This is a genomic window from uncultured Amphritea sp. (genome assembly GCF_937127095.1).
Classification (GTDB): Bacteria; Pseudomonadota; Gammaproteobacteria; order Pseudomonadales; family Balneatricaceae; genus Amphritea.
On the sequence record NZ_CAKZLP010000054.1, the window covers coordinates 225684 to 246418 of the forward strand.

Sequence of the window (20735 nt, forward strand, 5' to 3'; positions counted from 1 at the left end):
AGAATCACTCTCCTACTCAATCATTACGCCGCTGTTCAGAGCCACAGATTCAAAGAAAAATCTTAAACTAAAGCCATTATAACAAGGGCTGCTACGCTCGCAAGATCAACACTCTATCGCGTTTACAGCGAGGCCGCCACGGGAGGTCTCTTTGTACTTATCCTGCATGTCCATGCCGGTATCACGCATGGTTCTGATCACTTTATCCAGGGAGATGAAATGTTTACCATCACCTCTGAGTGCCATCTGGGTGGCGTTGATCGCTTTCATCGCGCCAATAGCGTTACGCTCAATACAGGGCACCTGCACTAAACCACCCACCGGATCACAGGTCAGTCCCAGGTTATGCTCAAGGCCGATCTCTGCAGCGTTTTCAACCTGTTCCGGAGTACCCCCCAGCACTTCACACAGACCCGCTGCCGCCATCGCACAGGCGGAACCCACCTCCCCCTGACAACCCACTTCAGCGCCGGAGATAGAGGCATTTTTCTTACACAGCGCGCCGATAGCCGCCGCGGCCAGCATAAAATCAACCACATTTTCTTCAGTCGCGTTCGGGGTAAACTCGGTGTAATACATCAGCACTGCGGGAATGATTCCCGCTGCACCGTTGGTGGGCGCTGTCACCATCCGTCCACCCGCAGCATTCTCTTCATTCACCGCCAGTGCATAGAGGTTGATCCAGTCCATCGCTCCCAGGGTCGAACTGATAATATTGGGCTTAGTGGAACGGATCAGTGACTTATGCAAACTCATCGCCCGGCGTTTGACATGCAACCCACCCGGCAGGATGCCCTCATGGTGGAGGCCGTTAGCGATACAGTCTTTCATCGCCGCCCAGATATCCATCAAACCATCACGAATCTCTTTCTCCGTGCGCCAGACCTTTTCATTCTCCATCATCAGCTGACTGACACTGAACTTGTTCTCTTCACACAGTTTAAGTAGTTCAACCGCATTATTAAAGTTATAAGGCAATTCAACCTGTGGCACCAGATGAGCATCAGCCGTTGCCTCACTTTCATCGATGACAAAACCACCACCAATTGAGTAATAAACATTGTCATATAACAGGTTACCGGCGGCATCGAAAGCACTCAGACGCATCGCATTCGGATGGTAGGGAAGGTTTTCCTCCAGCAGCTTCATATCCCGCTGCCAGATGAACTCAATGGAATACTGTCCCAGCAGGTTGAGGCTGTTGCTCTCTTTCACCGCAGCAACCGCAGGTAGAATCATCTGCGGATCGATGCTATGGGGACGTTCCCCCATCAGGCCAACGATGATCGAATTATCGGTACCGTGACCGATCCCGGTGGCACTCAGAGAGCCGTACAGATCAACCCGGATCTGCATTACCGCTTGCGCCAGTCCCTGTTGTGCCAGATGCTCAGCAAAATTTGCCGCGGCCACCATCGGGCCAACGGTATGGGAACTGGACGGACCGACGCCTACTTTAAAAAGATCAAAAACAGAGATAGACATAGAGTCTCCACAGCGCCTTCTGAGCGCAGAAATTTGTACGAAAAGCCAATTATCTGCTGATATAAGTGTAGCTGTATGTCAGTTTACGACCTGAAATTTTCTTAAAACGTTTTTATAACGACTTCAGGCGAAAAGAACAGACAATGACAGGAAAGTCAGCCAGAAAAAAAGGAGGTCAGTCAGGATGAGCCACACACTACATACCTCTCTGGAAGAGATAATCCTAACTGTCCTCGAAAAAAACGTTTCCCAACGATTTGAAAAACGTAAAACAGTGATAGAAAGGGAAACTATCAGCTGGAAAAAACGACCGTCCGTCCACCATTGAGAAATACCCGCTTCTCAATGTGGTAGCGAATCGCATTAAACAGGGTGACCCGTTCAACATCCTGACCTTTGGAGATCAGGTCTTCAGGATAGAAGGCGTGATCAACGGTCTGGATGCCCTGGGTTATAATCGGCCCTTCATCCAGGTCATTATTCACATAGTGAGCGGTTGCCCCGACCATCTTCACCCCTTTTTCCCAGGCCTGATGATAAGGCCTTGCGCCCTTAAAGCCTGGTAACAAAGAATGGTGAATATTGATCGCTTTGCCGTTCAGCTGATTACACATCCAGGGTGACAGCACCTGCATATAACGAGCAAGTACTACCAGCTCGATATCATATTGCTCAAGCAGCTTAACGATCTCCGCTTCCTGGTAGGGTTTAGTCTCCGGAGAGATCGGCAGATGGTGGTAAGGGATACCGTGCCACTCAGCCAGATGCTCAAGATCCGGATGATTAGAGATAATCACCGGCACCTCGATATTCAGCTGACCGGTGCGGTAACGGTATAGCAGATCATTCAGGCAGTGATCATACTTAGACACCAGAATCGCCACTCGGGGGCGGTGATCCGGTTCTGTCAGATCCCACTCCATACCAAATTCAGCGGCACGGGTCGCAAATTCAGCATCAAATTTTTCAGCGCTAAAGCCCTCATTGATCGGCTGAAATTCTACACGGATAAAAAAGCGTTTCGAGACCCGGTCGTCAAATGAATGGATCTCATCGACGTAGTTCGCCGCTTCAGCCATATAGCGGGTGACCACATCAACCGTACCCAGCATGCTTGGGCAGCTGGCAGTGAAGATCCAAGGTTTTGGTTTTGTTATATTTGTCATTAAAGGACTCCTGCTTTGATCTGTGTTTACCCAGTATAGGGTTCAACAGAAAAAACGGACAAAGCCAGCCCCGTCCGGGGCTGGCTTTATATTCATTCAAATCAGGCGTCAATCACCAGACCAAACTCGCGACTGGCATCCTGTAACCAGAGCCAGATGTAATCCGAAAACGAACGACGGATAACCAGCTCATAGCGCTGTTCACCAGAACGACGGATGGTCGCAGTGCTCTTGGCAAATAGCGTTGAAACCACCTTACCCACTGGGAACTCCTTCGGATGAAGGTCCACAGGGGTCGACTTCTTCAACACCTCAAGCACGTTGTCGCCTGACAGTTCCAGCACAGTTGAACCACCACTGCTGTTTACCAGAGAGTAGTGACCCGGCATCTCATCGCGGAACTTCGCTTCAATCTCGAAAGTTTCCAGACCAGGCACCAGAATCAGCCACTCGTCCGGTGACATCCAGCGAATAGAGTAACCACCATTCTCAGTAGACGTCAGCGGCTGAAGTGGCAACGCCACACCCAGCACACGTTCAACAGCGGCCAGCTGATCACCATTAGCGGGGTTACAGCGCAGGGTCAGATGACCCAACAACTTCAGTTCACGCAGATGCACGCCGCCGGTTTTCGGGCCTTGCTTTGCAAGGCTTTCCAGCTCCGCATGGTGCAGCGGAGACTGCCCCTGAATCTCAGGTCCAGGAACCTGGTCCATCACTGCCGCTTTAGTGGCTGCGCTCTCTTCAGGAGTCATTACATTCAGATCAGACATTTTGACGCTCCCCTTTCGGATCAAAGAAGATCGGGCTGCAAATTTCAGCTTCAATCACAGTGCCATTAGCCAGTGGGTAATAAACAGTTTCACCCATCTTATCCAGGCCGCCTTTAATAAAGCCCATCGCAATCGAGTGGCCCAGGTTTTCACTCCAGTAACTGGAGGTTATATGACCTTCTATCGGCATCGGAACCGGTCCGTTAGGATCAAGCACCGCCTGAGAACCTTCCGGAATCACCTGTTTAGGATCTTTAGTTTTCAGACCCACCATCTGCTTACGGTTTTCACGGGTACAGTCACTCCGGCTCATACCGCGCTTACCGATGTAACTGAAAGGCTTCTGGTTGGATACACACCAGCCCATACCCAGATCGAAAGGATGCACCGAACCATCGGTGTCCTGACCCGCGATAATGAAGCCTTTTTCGGCCCGCAGAATATGCATGGTTTCAGTACCATATGGCGTCAGACCATACTTAGCACCCGCTTCATGCAGCTTCTCCCATACATGCATACCGTAGTTTGCCTGTACGTTGATCTCGAACGACAGTTCGCCAGTGAAGGAGATACGGAACACCCGGGCAGGTACGCCAGCAACGGTGATCTGTTTCCAGTCCATGTAACTGAAGTTTTCATTACTAACATCCGCATCTGTCAGCTCAGCCAGCAGTTTGCGGCTATTCGGACCGGTAATGGTCGCTGTTGACCAGTGATCGGTTACCGTGTTGAAGTACACTTCCAGTTCAGGCCACTCGGTCTGATGGTAGATTTCCAGCCACTCATACACCCGTGCTGCACCACCAGTCGTGGTGGTCATAACGAAGTGGTTCTCACCCAGACAGGCGGTAACACCATCATCAAACACCATGCCGTCTTCGCCACACATCAGGCCATAACGACACTTGCCCACCGCCAGCTTAGCCCAGGCATTGGTGTAGACACGTCCGAGGAATTCACGGGCATCTTTACCCTGAACGTCGATCTTACCCAGCGTTGAGGCATCCAGAATACCGACGGAATTTCGTACCGCCAGACACTCACGGTTAAGCGTCTGCTGCATGGTTTCGCCTGCTTTCGGGAAGTACCATGGACGTTTCCACTGACCGACATCCTCAAACTCTGCACCATGTTCAACATGCCACTTGTGCATAGCCGTAAAACGCTTCGGTTCAAACAGAGCACCGCTGTGGCTGCCAGCAATCGCACCGAAGGCAATCGGCGTGTAGTTCGGCCGGAAAACCGTGGTACCGGTCTCAGGAATAGACTGGTTCAGCGCTTTCGCTGCCACCGCCATACCATTGATGTTACCCAGCTTACCCTGATCGGTACCAAAACCCATCGCAGTGTAACGCTTGACGTGCTCAATCGCTTCAAAGCCTTCACGACACGCAATCTCGATACCCGCAGCCGTCACATCGGTCTGATAATCGACAAACTGTTTTGGTGCCTGCGACGTTGGCTTCAGATGCGGAATGTGGAACAGGCTCATTGGCGCTGCCACTTTCAGCATCTGCGCTTGCGGCAGAACCACTTCTGCGGCTGCCAGACCCACTTCAGCCAACGCTTTCTGACCCGCGTCAAACCCCTCTCTCAGAGCGACAGCCGTCTCATACTGACCGTTGATCCCGCCAGCTGTTAGCTGCTTCTGTACTGTATCGCCCGGCAGGAAGCCAACAATCTCATCATTCCAGACTGGACGACTGCCGGTGTGACAGGACAGGTGAATCACCGGGCTCCAGCCACCGGAAGAGGCAACGGTATCGGCTTTCAGCTTAGTCACAGAACCGATCACTTTAGAGCCGGATGCACTCAGCGCAGCCACAGAGACACCGCTGACCCGCTTACTGCCCTGCACTTCAATCACCGCAGAACCGGAAATAATATTCAGACCACGCTTACGCGCCGCTTCGGTACGGTCACCGACCGCCGCTTCACGGGTATCAACGATAGCCACAACTTTACGACCCGCATCAGCCCAATCCAGCGCTGCCTGATAACCGTAGTCATTGGTGGTCATCACCACCAGCTCAGTACCCGGTACAACACCATAGCGGTTGATGTAAGCTGACACCGCACCCGACAGCATACAGCCCGGCACATCGTTATTAGCGTAAACCAGTGGACGCTCATGAGCGCCGGTCGCCAGCACAACCCACTTAGCACGCACCCGGTGCATCCGCTGACGCACCTGATTAACCGGCGCAATATCTGCCAGATGATCAGTACGACGCTCATGAATCGTCAGGAAGTTATGATCGTGATAGCCGTTTACTGTTGAACGCGGCAACATAAGCACATCTTCATAGGTGCTCAGCTCTTCCACGACAGCGCGAACCCACTCAGCAGCGGGTTTGCCATCCAGTGTCTCTTTGCCATTCAGAAGGCTGCCACCAAACTCATTCTGCTCGTCGGCAATAATGACACGGGCACCACCACGGGCAGCCGTCAGTGCCGCGGCAAGACCGGCAGGACCTGCACCCACAATCATCACATCACAGTGCTGATTAATTGAGTCATAACGATCTGGATCACTTTCCCGGGGTGCACGCCCCAGACCTGCAGCCTTACGAATTACTGCTTCGTAGGTATGCCACATCGACTGCGGAAACATAAAGGTTTTGTAATAGAAGCCCGGTGGCATCATGTCGCCACCGACTTTACCCATCAAACCCATGACGTCGGTATCAACACTTGGCCAGCCATTGGTTGAAGCAGATACCAGGCCATCAAACAACTCTTGCTGAGTTGCACGTACGTTAGGCACCTGAGTCGCTTCTGTCGCGCCTAGCTGCAACACCGCATTCGGTTCTTCTGCACCACAAGCGACAATACCCCGAGGACGGCTGTATTTAAAGCTTCGTGCAACAACGTTGATGCCATTCGCCAGCATCGCAGATGCCAGCGTATCGCCTTGAAAACCTTTATACTGCTTACCGTTATAGGTAAACGTCAGCGGCTTGGAACGGTCAATTCGACCTCCGCTGGTGAGGCGGTTCTGTTGTGTCATTATTCCGCTCCTGTTACTCAGCCACTACAGATGGCTTCTCGCCAATCTTGTAGACTTCTTTAATTTCATAGGTCTGGGTGTCGCGGGTCATATTGAAGAATTTACGACAACCGGCTGCGTGTACCCACAGTTCATGGTGAAGACCACGAGGGTTCTTCCGGAAAAACAGATATTCGCCCCACTCCTTATCGGAGCAGGCTTCCGGATCCAGTGGACGCGCTATATGCGCCTGACCAGCTCCGTGAAACTCTTCTTCTTCGCGATATTCCGCACAGTGCGGGCAGTAGATATGAAACATGTTAATTAGCCCCTGTTAATGTGCTACACCGGCAGCGCCGTGTTCATCGATCAGTGCACCGGTATGGAAGCGCTGTATAGAGAAAGGTTCGGCAATCGGATGAGGTTTACCATTTGCCAGTGTATGCGCAAACAGGTTACCGGAGCCCGGAGTTCCCTTAAATCCGCCGGTACCCCAACCACAGTTGAAGAACAGGTTCTTCACCGGTGTATCGGAAATAATCGGACTGGCATCAGGGCAAGCGTCAACAATACCACCCCACTGACGGTTCATGCGCACGCGACTGGTGCACGGGAACATCTCAACAATCGCCTGAAGCGTATGTTCGATAATGCCGTAAGACCCACGCTGGCCGTAACCAACCCAGCCATCGATACCGGCACCAATCACCAGATCACCCTTATCCGACTGACTCATGTAACCGTGTACATGGTTAGACATAACAACCGTATCAAGGAAAGGTTTGATCGGTTCGGATACCAGCGCTTGTAGCGGGTGAGACTCAACCGGCAGCTGGAAACCAGCCATTTTAGCCAGTACGCCACTGTTACCGGCGACCACGCAACCCACACGGTCAGCCTTGAGGACACCGTACTGTTTGGTTTTGACACCCGTAATTTTGCCGTCGCTGATCTCCATATCGATGACTTCGCAGTTCTGAATCAGATCAACACCCAGAGCATCGGCCGCACGGGCATAGCCCCAGGCCACCGCATCGTGACGGGCGTTACCGGCACGGCGCTGCACAGACGCGCCCATAATCGGGTAGCGAGCATTCTTAGAGCAGTCGAGGGATGGAATCTCTTTCTGCAGCTGTTCGGCATCAACCATTTCGTTATCAATGCCCTGCAACCGGTTGGCGGCAACCAGACGCTCGTTGGTACGCATATCCTGCAGTGTATGACAGGTATGGTATACACCACGCTGGGAGAACATGACGTTGTAGTTCAGTTCCTGCGCCAGGCCTTCCCACAGTTTCATGGAATGCTCGTACAAAGCAGCGGACTCGTCCCACAGGTAGTTTGAACGCACAATAGTGGTGTTACGAGCAATGTTACCACCAGCCAGATGCCCCTTTTCCAGCACCGCCACGTTGGTGATACCGTGTTCTTTCGCCAGATAGTATGCAGTAGCCAGACCATGACCGCCGCCACCGATGATAATTACATCGTACTTCTTCTTCGGCGTAGGGTTACGCCAGACACGCTGCCAGTTCTCATGATGACTCAGACTGTGCTTCAACAGCCCGAAACCAGAATATTGCTGCATATCATCAGCTCCCAAAATAGGGGCAACCATATATCGCTGGCTGCCGGGTGTTTAAATGAGTTCTTAACTCACCGGTCGTGGTTAACAGAGCGGTGAGTAATTTTTCGTCAATTCAGTTTAGCTATAAACCGGGAAGTCAGCGCACAGCGCTTTAACCTGTTGTTTAACTTCAACTATTTTCGCTTCCAGCGCTTCAGGCTGATTCAGCACATCCAGCAGATCCGCGATCCAGCCCGCCAGAGTGCGACACTGTTCCTCTTTAAAGCCACGGGTAGTCACAACCGGAGAACCGATACGCAGACCTGAAGTCACAAACGGCGACTGGGGATCACCCGGTACCGCGTTCTTGTTAACCGTAATGTTAGCGCGACCCAGAGCAGCGTCAGCATCTTTACCGGTCAGACCCTGTTTAATCAGGCTCAACAGGAACAGATGGTTTTTAGTACCACCAGAAACAATCTCGAAGCCACGTTCAACCAGCACTTCAGCCATCGCATTGGCATTTTTTATCACCTGCGCCTGATATTCTTTGAATTCAGGTTCCAGCGCTTCTTTGAAGGCAACCGCTTTAGCTGCGATCACATGCATCAGCGGGCCACCCTGACCACCCGGGAATACAGCCGAGTTAAGCTTCTTCTCCAGCTCGTTATCACGGGAGATAATCAGACCACCACGCGGACCGCGCAGGGTTTTATGAGTCGTTGTAGTGACAACATCAGCGAAAGGCACCGGATTCGGATAAAGACCCGCAGCGACCAGACCAGCAACGTGAGCCATATCGACAAACAGGTAAGCACCGACTTTATCGGCGATTTCGCGGAAACGCGCCCAGTCAACAATCTGAGAGTAAGCAGAGAAACCTGCAACAATCATCTTAGGCTTGTGTTCAACGGCCAGCGCTTCAACCTGATCGTAATCGATCTCGCCAGTCGCTTCGTTCAGACCGTACTGAACCGCTTTATAGATCTTGCCGGAAAAGTTAACGTGAGATCCGTGAGTCAGGTGACCACCATGAGCCAGACTCATACCCAGAACGGTATCACCCGGCTCACACAGCGCCATGTAAACGGCCGCGTTTGCCTGAGAACCGGAGTGCGGCTGCACGTTGGCGTAAACAGCACCAAACAGCTCTTTAGCACGATCCAGTGCCAGCTGCTCAACCACATCAACATATTCGCAACCACCGTAATAACGCTTTTCCGGATAACCTTCGGCGTATTTATTGGTCAGTACAGATCCCTGCGCCTGCATAACCCGTGGACTGGTGTAGTTCTCTGAAGCGATCAGTTCGATATGCTCTTCCTGACGCACCTCTTCGTTGCAGATCGCATTCCACAAAACATCATCATATCCTTGGATCAGGTCTTCTTTCTTAAACATCTGTACCTCCGCGCCAAAACCAGGTCCGGCGAGTCATCTCAGTTATCGTTATCTTTGTTGGTTACCTGCCTTAGGCTACACGTATGCGCCCAATCAGGTTTCTTGATATTGATAGTAGCGGGTCTGATAAACAGCCCTATGCTCGAACACGCCGGGAGTATGTCCAAATACGACAGTGGCCGAAAAAGTACTGACGAAGGGTTTAAACATAAAGGGAAGTTGATACGTCTGAAAGAGATTGTGTGCTTTTTCTGGCAGGTAAAACTTCGTTTTACCTCTCACCATGCACCAGCGGGAGCCGCCTTTAGCTACTGATAAACCGCAACAGCCAGAGACACAACATCCCCCCCATCACCGGCCAGAACACACTGCGGCTGAATTTAGCGATCAGAATCGCCACCAGGGCCGCCAGCAACTGAAAATAATCAACCTGATATGCTGTCAGTGGCCGGGTAAAGATAATTGCGGGAATACAGAGCGCCGCCAGAATCGCCGGGGGTAGCAGCATCAGAATATGTTTACTGCGGGCGATCAGCGCTTCAGCACTGCCATGTAACTGAATAAACGACAGCCGTATCAGAAAGGTGCCCAGTCCGACGGCAAAAAACAGCAACCACAGCTGCAGATTATCACTCATGGGAGGCTCCCCGCATCTTCAACAACCCGGGCAGCAATACACCACCGCCGACACCGGCTGTGACCGCAACAATAAACCCGGTATTAAAGGGCAGCAGCTGAAACAGCACGGCACAACTACCGGAAATAATCGCCACCATAAACAATAACCGACTGGTAATAGTAGTCACCAGCATCGCCAGAAAGGCCAGAGGAATGGTAAATTCCAGTGACCAGGAGGGCGGAATCCCGGCGCCCAGAGCAACCCCCAGGCCCACCGAGATCATCCAGACGACATACAAAGTCAGCGCCACCCCAGCCAGATACCAGACACGTTCAGCAGTGGTCTTTTGCATCTGCGCGGGCATTGAACAGAGCCCGTAGGTCTGGTCCGACAGCATATAGGCCAGGGTAAAGCGATAACGTTTGGGCAGCGGCCCCAGCAACGGTGCAAAGGTTGCACTATAGATGGAAAACCGCAGATTGATCACCATCGCGGTTGCCAGAATAATGATGAAAGGCGCGTTATCCTGAATCAGCGTGTAAGCGGCCAGCTGAGCGGAACCGGCAAAAAACAGTGCGGTCATCCCCATCACCATCTCCGGACTCATCCCCAGCGATATGCCGGTTGCCCCGACAATCATGCCAAACGGGGCCGCCCCCGATATCAGTGGCAGCAGATCCCTGGCACCCAGCCAGAACTGTTTACGATAGTCCTTCAATTAATCTTTCCTTACGACAAAAACAGAACCCAGGCCCTGTCATTAACGTTTATAAAACAGCATAAAGACATTGAGCTACTGAAAAAAATCAGAGGTAACATCCGATAATAAATCAACAGGCAGAGAACATAACAGCAGATACTTATAGCGGCAACGTTGTACACTTAGCTTTTCAGGGATATTGTTCAACCTTTTGAAACATACCCTACCAGTTCAGCTCAACTGTATAGCCCGATAATCAGAGATTCAACATGCACGACACCGCCAAAAAACGTGATTTCAGCTCAGTCATGCGCAGCAGTAACAGTCGCTATCTGTCTGCTGGAGGCGCACCGGATAAGCCGGTCAAAGTCGGGTTTGTGCTGCTGGAACATTTCTCGATGATGGCCTTCACTGCAGCGGTTGATGCGCTGGTCACCACCAATCTGGTACGCACCGCTCCACTGTTCGAACATATTATTCTCGGGGTGGATTCGCGCAAAGTACTCAGCGACCTGGGTATTGAGATCGCCACTAATACCACTCTGGAACACTTTACCATTGAGCACCGTGGCAACATTGATATTCTGATTGTCTGCGGTGGCTTTCGTTGTGAGCTGAACGAAAACCCGCAACTGACCGAAACCCTCAAAGCCGCCGATAAACTCGGTCTGACCCTTGGTGGCATCTGGAATGGCAGTGTCGCTATCGCTTATGCCGGCCTGTTGGATAATCAGCGCTGCGCTGCTCATCCGGATAATCATGCGTTTATCCGTGAGCAATTCCCCAGGGTTGAAGTGGCGGATACCGCACTGGTGATTACCGAACGGTGTGTCACCTGTGCAGGCCCGGTGAGCGCACTGGAAATGATGTTAACCCTGATCCGAAAACAGTATGGCGAAGATATTGTTCGGGCGATACGGGAGATTCTCAGCTGCGATCAGGTGGCGGAAAGCGGTGGCAAAATGAAGTTACAAGCCGGAGATGATCCTACCCACCCGGAGAACCTTCGCACCCTGATGCAGTTGATGAACAACAACATCGAAGAACCCCTGACGCTGGAAGAGCTAACGGCCCATGCCAGCGTCTCCCGGCGGCAGATGGAGCGACTGTTTCAGACCCACCTTGAAACCAGCCCTTCGCGATATTATCTGGAACTGCGCATCACCCATGCCCGGCGTCTGCTGTTGCAAACCAATGAAACCATCACCAACGTTGCCCTGGCGAGTGGCTTTGTCAGCACCAGCCACTTCAGCAACTGTTATAAGGATTATTTTGGACTGTCACCCAGTGCGGCACGCCAGAAACAGCACAGCTAAGCGCGGGTTGTTTTGCTAACCATAATACCCCTTGTATGACTCATCCCTATAAGCTCATCCCTATAAGCTCATCAATATAGAAGCTCACCTCTATAGCTCACCTCTATAGCTTAGTTTTTATAGGCGCGATGTTATCCCGCTCTTGTACGCTTTTATTCAGACTCGATAACCACTTAACACACCCTCAGGACAGATGAACCAGAAGCGACAATCAGCGCCACGACCACGACTCCATAGACCTGTCCACTGCCTGTTCGCGTCAAAGAAATATCTTTTTACGACGCGTTCCCCCCTAAAAAATAAAATTCAACCCAAAAACCAATAAAAAATTAAATTGTTTTTAATCAGATAATTACACACCTATAAGGAAGAATTCACGAAATTTTAACGCTCATAAAACAATACCTTCAAGAATTTACGTTCTGAAAACGACACATTTCACTTTTGACATTTGCTCAAGAAATAGCCAGTATTATTTTTAATTAAACGAACGATTAAGAAAAAAGATTGACGACTAAGCCAGTCTTTTAACGCTCAGTGACTGCATCTTTGATGCAGTACTTTATCAGCGTCAGTTGAATACAAATATCACTGCCTGGTTGCAACATTTTGACCAACAGGCAGCGAAATACGCGGGACGAATATCTATGCAGAAAGCTCTATATATCAATGGCCGTTATCAGGACGCCACCTCCGGTGAGACATTTAACAGCGTAAACCCTGCCACCGGAGAGGTCATTGCGGAAGTGCAACAGGCATCTCTGGCAGATGTTGATCTGGCTGTCGCGGCGGCTAAAGAGGGCTTTAAGGTCTGGTCTGCGATGAGTGGGGCCGAACGGGGACGGGTGTTGATGCGGGCGGTTGCCATCCTGCGCGAACGTAATGATGAACTGGCGCTGCTGGAAGTTCTGGACACCGGTAAACCGTTACAGGAAGCCAACTGCGTTGATATCGCCACCGGCGCGGATGTGATTGAGTATTACGCGGGTCTGGCTGCCACAATTCATGGACAACAACAGGATCTCGGCGGCACTAATTTCTTTTATAGTCGTCGAGAGCCCCTCGGCATCTGTGCCGGTATCGGTGCCTGGAACTACCCGATTCAGATCGCTATGTGGAAATCCGGTCCGGCTCTGGCAGCCGGTAACTGCATGATTTTCAAACCCTCAGAAGAAACCCCACTAAGCGTACTGAAACTGGCGGAGATCTTTACTGAAGCCGGTCTGCCCGACGGTGTATTCAACGTTGTACAGGGTGATTATCGCGTCGGGCAGGCGCTGTCCCGTCATCCTGAAATAGCCAAAGTATCGTTCACCGGCGAGTGCGGTACCGGTAAAAAAGTGATGGCCGATGCCGCCGGTTCGCTGAAAGAGGTCACCATGGAGCTGGGTGGCAAGTCACCTCTGATCGTCTTTGGTGACGCCAATCTTGAAAATGCGGTCGCCGGTGCAATGTTGGCTAACTTCTATACTCAGGGAGAGGTTTGCACCAACGGTACCCGGGTGTTTGTCCATGACAGCCTCTACGATGAGTTTGTCAGCAAAGTCGCTGAACGTACCGAACGAATGATTATTGGCGATCCAACGGATCTGAATACGCAGGTCGGTGCGCTAATCTCAGTCAAACATATGGAAAAAGTCCTCGGCTTCATTGATGCGGCTAAAAAAGCAGGTGCCCGTCTGGTATGTGGCGGCGAACGGGCGCTTGAAAACGGCCTCGATAAAGGCTGTTTTGTTCAACCGACGGTGTTTGCCGACTGCACCGATGAGATGCCCAACGTCAAAGAGGAGATCTTCGGCCCGGTGATGTCGATTCTGCGTTTTAGCGACGAAGAGGAGGTTATCCAGCGCGCCAATGATACCGAATATGGTCTGGCGGCTGGCGTGTTCTCGACTGATTTCTCCCGCGCTCACCGGGTGATTGCACGACTTCAGGCAGGTATCTGCTGGATCAATACCTGGGGCGCGTCCCCTGCAGAGATGCCGGTCGGTGGTTATAAACAGTCAGGGGTGGGTCGGGAAAACGGTATTGAGACACTCAATCACTACACCCAGATCAAGAGCGTCTTTGTCGAACTGGGCGATGTCGAGTGTCCTTACCAGTAACAGTCTCTTTTTAACGGTAGCAGTATGACAGATCAGAAACAGTACGATTACATTATTGTTGGCGCAGGCTCCGCCGGTTGCGTGCTGGCCAACAGACTGACCGAGGATGGCAAACACAATGTGCTGATCCTGGAAGCCGGTGGCAGTGATAAAAGTATCTTTATCCAGATGCCCACCGCCCTCTCCTATCCGATGAATACGCCAAAGTACGCCTGGCAGTTCCACACCGAAAATGAACCCCACCTGGATGGCCGTTCAATGCACTGCCCAAGGGGTAAGGTGCTCGGTGGCGGTTCCTCTATTAATGGTATGGTTTACGTCCGTGGTCATGCCTGTGACTTCGATGAGTGGCAGGATCAGGGCGCTAAAGGCTGGGGTTATCAACAGTGTCTGCCCTATTTTAAAAAAGCCGAAAGCTGGGATCACGGTGGTGATCAGTATCGTGGAGCCACCGGCCCCCTGACCACCTGTGGTGGCAATGATATGAAACTTAACCCACTCTATCAGGCGTTTATTGATGCCGGAGAAGATGCGGGCTATCCAACCACCGACGATTATAACGGTTACCGTCAGGAAGGTTTCGGCGCCATGCATATGACCGTGAAGAACGGCGTGCGCGCGTCCACCTCCAACGCTTACCTGCGTGATGCCATGAAGCGCAGCAACCTGACCCTGATCAGCAGCGTACTCACGCGCAAAGTGGTTATGGATGGCAAACGGGCTGTCGCTGTCGAATATGAAAAAAACGGGCAGATCACTGAAGTGGCTGCGCTAAAAGAGATTATTCTGGCGGCAGGCTCTGTCGGTTCTCCGCACCTGTTACAACTATCCGGTATTGGTCCGGAAAAAGTCCTGCAGGATGCGGGTGTCGATGTGGTCCACAACCTGCCCGGCGTCGGTGAAAACCTGCAGGATCATCTGGAAGTCTATTTCCAGTATCACTGTAAGCAACCGATCACCCTGAACGGCAAACTGGATCTGATCAGTAAAGGGATTATCGGCACCCGCTGGATGCTGTTCAAAGATGGTCTGGGCGCGACCAATCACTTTGAATCCTGCGGCTTTATCCGCTCCAGAGCCGGGCTGAAATGGCCCAATATTCAGTACCATTTTCTGCCAGCAGCGATGCGTTACGACGGCGGTAAGGCGATTGATGGTCATGGTTTTCAGGTACATGTCGGCCCGAATAAACCAGAAAGTCGGGGCCGCATCTGGATCAGGTCCGCCGACCCTAAAGCGAAGCCCGGCATTATCTTCAACTATATTGGCACCGAGCAGGATAAGCAGGACTGGCGCGACACCATTCGTCTCACCCGTGAATTGCTGAATCAACCGGCCATGGATGCCTACCGGGGTGATGAGATTCAACCCGGTACGCAAATAGCGTCCGATGAAGCGATTGACCAGTGGGTGCGAGAAAACGTCGAAAGTGCTTACCACCCATCATGCAGTTGCAAAATGGGGGCCGATGATGACCCAATGGCCGTGCTGGACAGCCAGTGTAAGGTCCGTGGCATTGAGGCTCTGCGCGTTGTCGATTCCTCTATCTTCCCGACGATCCCTAACGGCAACCTGAACGCCCCGACGATTATGGTGGCAGAAAAAGCAGCGGATATGATTCTCGGCAGGCAGCCGCTGGCTGCGGCTAATGTTGATATCTGGATCGATAGTCAGTGGCAGACCCGGCAGCGTCCGGGGTGTGCAAAACGACCGCTGATAAGCAAAACTGAAACTAAACAGGCAGGCTAAGGTTCTGCCCTCGCTGCACAGGGAGTGTGCAGCGTCGCAAGAAACACTGAATAAGAGAAAAGACTAGCGCACATAAACTACTTAAATAAGGGTATAACGAATGAACTCACAACAGAAAAACAGCCGCTCAGCAACACCCCTGCTTAATCGCCTGACTTGCGTACTGGGCATTGCCGTCGCCACCAGCTTCGCAGCGTCTACCGCGTTTGCAGGACAGTGCGACACCGTCCGCTTCTCCGATGTCGGCTGGACCGATATTACCGCCACTACCGCGGTCACCAGTGAACTTGTTACCGGCATGGGGTATAAGCCATCAACTCAACTGCTGTCTGTTCCGGTTACCTACACCTCTCTGGCCAACGCCGACATCGATGTTTTTCTGGGTAACTGGATGCCCACCATGGAAGCGGATATTGCTAAATATCGCGATGCTGGCACCGTTGAAACCCTGCGCGCCAACCTTGAAGGTGCGAAATATACCCTGGCAGTGCCAAAATATGCCTATGACGCCGGTCTGAAAAGCTTTGCTGACATTGCCAAGTTCAAAGATCAGCTGAAAGACCGGATCTACGGTATTGAACCCGGCAACGACGGCAACCGTCTGATTCAGAGCATGATTGATGATGATGCCTTTGGCCTGAAAGGGTTTAAGCTGGTTGAATCAAGTGAGGCTGGAATGATCTCTCAGGTATCCCGCGCAGCAAAACGTGATCAGTGGGTTGTGTTCCTGGGCTGGGCACCACACCCGATGAACTCTAACATTGAGATGGAATATCTGTCCGGTGGTGACGACTTCTTTGGTCCGAACTATGGCGGAGCCAATGTCTATACCAACGTACGCAAAAACTACACTGAAGAGTGTCCAAACATGGGACACCTGCTGAAAAACCTCTCTTTCACTCTGGAGATGGAAAACCAGATTATGGGCTCGATTCTCGACGATGGTATGAAACCTGATGCTGCGGCCCGTGCCTGGTTAAAAACCCACCCTGAGGTTCTTAACAACTGGCTTGAAGGTGTAACGACTCAGGACGGTGGCGATGCACTGCCCGCTGTTCGCAAGTATCTGGAGCTTTAAGCACCACGTTGTTTAAACTCGCACACAGCGATTCAGGCGCAACCAGATTAACTGAAGATAACTGCATTTAATCTGGCTGTGAGGTTATTTCTACCGATCTGCATCTCCGAGTTGAGTGCTGATAATCTAACTGTAAAAAAGGCAGTCGTATGAACTGGATTACAGAACATAAAATCCCTTTGGGTAGCTGGATGGAAGCGTTCGTCGACTGGCTGACGTTTAATGCCGCAGGATTCTTCGACGCAATCTCCATATCCCTGGAATGGGTGATCCTCTCAGTGGTGGAGATATTCCAGTGGTTTCCACCCTATGTGCCGATGATTATGACCGCAGCCCTCGCATGGGCTTTGCACCGTAGCATTCCGCTGGTGATCTTTGTTGTAGTTGCCCTGCTGCTGATTCTTAATCTGGGTTACTGGCAGGAGATGCTGGAGACCTTTGTCCTGGTACTTACCGCAACGACCCTGTCCGTTATTATGGGCATTCCGATCGGCATTCTGGCGGCACATAACCCTCGACTCTATACCTTCCTGCGGCCGATACTGGATATGATGCAGACCATTCCAACGTTTGTGTACCTGATTCCAACGCTGGTACTGTTTGGTCTGGGCGTGGTACCGGGACTGATCTCCACCATCATATTTGCCATCGCTGCGCCGATCCGCCTGACCTATCTGGGCATCAGCAAAGTACCGGAAAGCCTCATTGAAGCAGGTAAGGCGTTTGGCGCTACCCCGTCAAAACTGCTCTTTAAGGTAGAACTGCCAGCAGCAATGCCGAGTATTATGGCGGGGATCACCCAGTGCATCATGTTATCACTATCGATGGTAGTTATTGCCGCACTGGTGGGCGCTGATGGCCTGGGCAAACCAGTTATCCGGGCACTCAATACGGTGAATATCTCCCAGGGGTTTGAAGCCGGTCTGGCGATTGTTCTGGTCGCGATCATCCTCGATCGCATCTTTAAAAACCCCGGTTCTAAAGAGGAGAGTTAATCATGTCTGCTATCAGTATTCGCAATCTGGATGTGGTTTTCGGCGACAAGGTAGACGCCAGCCTCAAACTACTTGACCAGGGTAAAACACGCCAGGAGATTATCGATCTGGGCTGCAATGTTGTCGGTGTGCATAATGCCAGCATCGAAGTTGCCGAAGGAGAGATCTGCGTCCTGATGGGCCTCTCCGGTTCCGGTAAATCCAGTTTGCTGCGGGCCGTCAATGGGCTAAACCCGATCAGCCGCGGTGAGCTCTTGGTTCAGGACGGAGAGCAGATGGTCGATATCGGCTCCTGTGATGAGACCACTCTGCGTCATATGCGCACCCGTCGCATCTCGATGGTATTTCAAAACTTCGCCCTGATGCCCTGGCTGACTGTATTGGACAACGTTGCCTTTGGACTTGAGATGCAAGGCATGGGCAAGCAGGAACGTCGTGCCAAAGCGATGGAGAAGCTGGAGATGGTCGGACTGGATGAGTGGAGTAGTAAATACGCCCATGAACTCTCCGGCGGAATGCAGCAACGGGTTGGTTTAGCCAGAGCCTTCGCAATGGACAGCGACATATTGCTCATGGATGAACCCTTTTCTGCGCTGGATCCGCTGATTCGTAGCCAGCTTCAGGATGAACTGATTGAGTTGCAGCAGCGGCTGAATAAGACCATTCTGTTTGTCAGCCACGACCTGGATGAAGCGCTGAAAATTGGCACCAACATCGCCATTATGGAGTCAGCCAGAATCATTCAGCATGGCCGACCCGAGGACATCGTGCTAAACCCGATCAACGACTATGTTGAGCAGTTTGTTGCCCACACCAACCCTCTCAACGTGCTCAAAGGTCGCTCGTTGATGACCGAAACCTCCAAGCTTGAGCGCCTTGAGGATATGCTGGTGCTCAATCGCAATGATAACACCTGTGTCAGTACCAACAGCGCCGGTCAGGTCGTATCTGCCTCACGTCAGGGCAAACCAATCGCGTTGTACCAGTGGCAGGAGGGCGAAAGTATTGATCGACTGCCGGAAGATACACTGGTCATGGCAACGCCGGATATCTCTATGCGTCAGGCAATTGAGATTCGTTACCGCACCGGTCAGCCGGTGCTCCTGAATGAAAAAGAGAGCCTGATTGGAATTTTATCTGATAACAATTTCTATCACGCATTGCTGGGTAAGCACTTCACCTCAACTGAAACCAGTATACCCAGCCAGGCAACGCTTGCAGATGATGCTGAAAGATTAACCAACAGCAGCATCTGACCTTTTTACCAAACCTGTTTAGCCACTGCCTGATTCGTCAGGTAGCGGTTATGCTTTGCCCAAAATTCGGAAAGTTACCGGATACGGGAACACAACCATCCTAATGCTGAGGATTAAAAATGTTTAAAAAAATAGCACTTTCAACGGTCATAACCTCTGCTGCAATATTATCGGCTCAGGCGCAGGCAGACGTTTCTGCAACGGTCTCCCTGGTCTCTGATTACGTTTATAACGGTGTCAGTAACACGGATAACGACCCTACCCTTCAGGGCAGCGTCGACTGGTATAACGATGCCGGCTTCTATGCGGGTGTCTGGGCTTCTGGCCTGGACGAAGGCTTTTACAGCAGCGCTGAAGTCGAGATCGATTACTATGCCGGTTATGCTGGCAGCATCAATGACGACTTCGGTTATGATCTGGGCTACGCATTTTATACCTATCCGGGTGCAAACGATGCAGGTGCTGAACTGAACTACGGCGAGCTGTACGGCTCAGTAACTTACAAAGAAAGCACCACTGCAAAAGTACAACTGTCTGACAACTACTCAGGTGAAATTGGCAACTCAGTGGTAGTTTCTCTGAGCCATACCATCAGCCTGCCAGAAGATTTCAGCCTGACGCTCGATGCCGCACACACTAAACTTCTGGATGACAAAGCCGCAGCCTATTACGGTAGTGATGCCGGTGATGATTCCTACACTAACTGGGGTATTTCAGTCGCTAAAAGCGTTGCCGGATTTGACCTTTCTCTAGGCTATACCGACAACAATATCGAGGACAATTACTGGGGTGATATTACCGATGCACGGGCAGTACTGAGTATCAGCCGTACCTTTGAGTAAGTTACGCTTCAGAGCATACAGAAACAGCACTCCCCCTTCAGTGCTGTCGATGTAAAACAGAAAGACCCCGAAAATCGGGGTCTTTTTTTCTCTGCAAGAATCACCAGAAATCAGCTTAACTGATGCTCCAGATAATCGGTGATCATTCGCTGGGCCAGTTCGGCATTAATCCCCTGGGGAGAGAGCGCCCCACGCAACCAGATACCATCGATCAGCGCCGCAATTCCCTGGGCAACGAACGTCGCTCTCTCTGGTGGTAAGACCTTCTTCAGCTCCAGCGTCAGATGAGAGATCAGCCGTTTCTCATTCACCCGTTGAAGGCGAAACAGCATGTCGTCATGCATCGACTGCGACCAGAACGCCAGCCAGGTTTTGACCACTTTACTGTCCAGCTGATCTGGTGAGAAATTACCGCCGACGATCGCCTGAATCCGCGCGATAACATCATCAGGCCCAGCCTCCTGCAGACGGACTCTTACACCATCAGACAACTGTTTCAGAATAGAGCGCATCGTGGCTTCGAGCAGACCGCTCTTGCCACCAAAGTAATGGTTAATAATCGCGGGGGAAACACCCGCATAACTGCTGATCATCACAACGCTGGCTTTTTGCAACCCCACGGAGTCAATCGCTTCCATGGTGGCTTTAATCAGCTGAGGCTTCCTGATTTCCGGCATTCCTACTTTAGGCATTC

17 protein-coding genes are annotated in these 20735 nt (G+C 51.6%); 7 read left to right on the plus strand and 10 right to left on the minus strand.

What is annotated here, in order from left to right:
- Positions 1 to 105: 105 nt before the first annotated feature.
- The 9 genes from Q0499_RS12740 to Q0499_RS12780 form a co-directional block, all read right to left on the minus strand.
- The gene (locus tag Q0499_RS12740; protein WP_299199948.1) at positions 106 to 1485 is read right to left on the minus strand and encodes an L-serine ammonia-lyase; all 1380 of its coding nucleotides are present in this window, start codon (positions 1483 to 1485) and stop codon (positions 106 to 108) included.
- 293 nt (positions 1486 to 1778) lie between these two features.
- Positions 1779 to 2651, minus strand: a complete 873-nt coding sequence (purU, locus tag Q0499_RS12745) for a formyltetrahydrofolate deformylase (protein ID WP_299199949.1) — start codon at positions 2649 to 2651, stop codon at positions 1779 to 1781.
- Between the two features lie 101 nt (positions 2652 to 2752).
- A complete protein-coding gene (locus tag Q0499_RS12750) occupies positions 2753 to 3424 on the minus strand; it encodes a sarcosine oxidase subunit gamma family protein (protein WP_299199951.1) in 672 nt (223 codons plus the stop codon).
- Positions 3417 to 6434, minus strand: coding sequence for a sarcosine oxidase subunit alpha family protein (locus tag Q0499_RS12755; protein WP_299199953.1), 3018 nt, complete (start codon positions 6432 to 6434; stop codon positions 3417 to 3419). The genes Q0499_RS12750 and Q0499_RS12755 overlap by 8 nt, the downstream gene beginning before the upstream one ends.
- 13 nt (positions 6435 to 6447) lie before the next feature.
- A complete protein-coding gene (locus Q0499_RS12760; RefSeq protein WP_299199954.1) occupies positions 6448 to 6732 on the minus strand; it encodes a sarcosine oxidase subunit delta in 285 nt (94 codons plus the stop codon).
- Positions 6733 to 6747: 15 nt separating this feature from the next.
- Positions 6748 to 8001, minus strand: a complete 1254-nt coding sequence (locus Q0499_RS12765; RefSeq protein ID WP_299199955.1) for a sarcosine oxidase subunit beta family protein — start codon at positions 7999 to 8001, stop codon at positions 6748 to 6750.
- 117 nt (positions 8002 to 8118) lie between these two features.
- Positions 8119 to 9381 (minus strand): serine hydroxymethyltransferase, encoded by a 1263-nt coding sequence (glyA, locus tag Q0499_RS12770; protein WP_299199957.1) that lies wholly within the window; start codon positions 9379 to 9381, stop codon positions 8119 to 8121.
- A 304-nt stretch (positions 9382 to 9685) separates the two neighbouring features.
- Positions 9686 to 10018 carry an AzlD domain-containing protein gene (locus Q0499_RS12775; RefSeq protein WP_299199959.1) on the minus strand — a complete coding sequence of 111 codons (333 nt, stop codon included), beginning with the start codon at positions 10016 to 10018 and terminating at the stop codon, positions 9686 to 9688.
- On the minus strand, positions 10011 to 10718 hold the full coding sequence (locus tag Q0499_RS12780) for an AzlC family ABC transporter permease (protein WP_299199961.1): 708 nt from the start codon (positions 10716 to 10718) through the stop codon (positions 10011 to 10013). The genes Q0499_RS12775 and Q0499_RS12780 overlap by 8 nt, the downstream gene beginning before the upstream one ends.
- A gap of 251 nt (positions 10719 to 10969) precedes the next feature.
- Between Q0499_RS12780 and Q0499_RS12785 the strand changes: the two genes are divergently transcribed.
- The 7 genes from Q0499_RS12785 (at position 10970) to Q0499_RS12815 (ending at position 20041) form a co-directional block, all read left to right on the plus strand.
- Entirely contained in the window at positions 10970 to 12016 is a 1047-nt protein-coding gene (locus Q0499_RS12785) for a GlxA family transcriptional regulator (protein WP_299199963.1), read from the plus strand.
- 647 nt (positions 12017 to 12663) lie between these two features.
- Positions 12664 to 14121, plus strand: a complete 1458-nt coding sequence (gene betB / locus Q0499_RS12790; protein WP_299199966.1) for a betaine-aldehyde dehydrogenase — start codon at positions 12664 to 12666, stop codon at positions 14119 to 14121.
- Between the two features lie 24 nt (positions 14122 to 14145).
- Positions 14146 to 15870: a choline dehydrogenase gene (betA, locus tag Q0499_RS12795; protein ID WP_299199968.1), complete on the plus strand. Its 1725-nt coding sequence runs from the start codon at positions 14146 to 14148 to the stop codon at positions 15868 to 15870.
- A 100-nt stretch (positions 15871 to 15970) separates the two neighbouring features.
- The gene (locus Q0499_RS12800) at positions 15971 to 16948 is read left to right on the plus strand and encodes a choline ABC transporter substrate-binding protein (RefSeq protein ID WP_299199969.1); all 978 of its coding nucleotides are present in this window, start codon (positions 15971 to 15973) and stop codon (positions 16946 to 16948) included.
- A 149-nt stretch (positions 16949 to 17097) separates the two neighbouring features.
- On the plus strand, positions 17098 to 17943 hold the full coding sequence (gene choW / locus Q0499_RS12805) for a choline ABC transporter permease subunit (RefSeq protein WP_299199971.1): 846 nt from the start codon (positions 17098 to 17100) through the stop codon (positions 17941 to 17943).
- A 2-nt stretch (positions 17944 to 17945) separates the two neighbouring features.
- Entirely contained in the window at positions 17946 to 19199 is a 1254-nt protein-coding gene (gene choV, locus Q0499_RS12810; RefSeq protein ID WP_299199973.1) for a choline ABC transporter ATP-binding protein, read from the plus strand.
- Positions 19200 to 19318: 119 nt separating this feature from the next.
- On the plus strand, positions 19319 to 20041 hold the full coding sequence (locus Q0499_RS12815; RefSeq protein ID WP_299199975.1) for a TorF family putative porin: 723 nt from the start codon (positions 19319 to 19321) through the stop codon (positions 20039 to 20041).
- 110 nt (positions 20042 to 20151) lie between these two features.
- Here Q0499_RS12815 and betI read toward each other — a convergent pair whose 3' ends face one another.
- Complete coding sequence (betI, locus tag Q0499_RS12820; protein ID WP_299199977.1) at positions 20152 to 20733, minus strand: transcriptional regulator BetI; 582 nt, start codon at positions 20731 to 20733, stop codon at positions 20152 to 20154.
- Between the last annotated feature and the right edge of the window lie 2 nt (positions 20734 to 20735).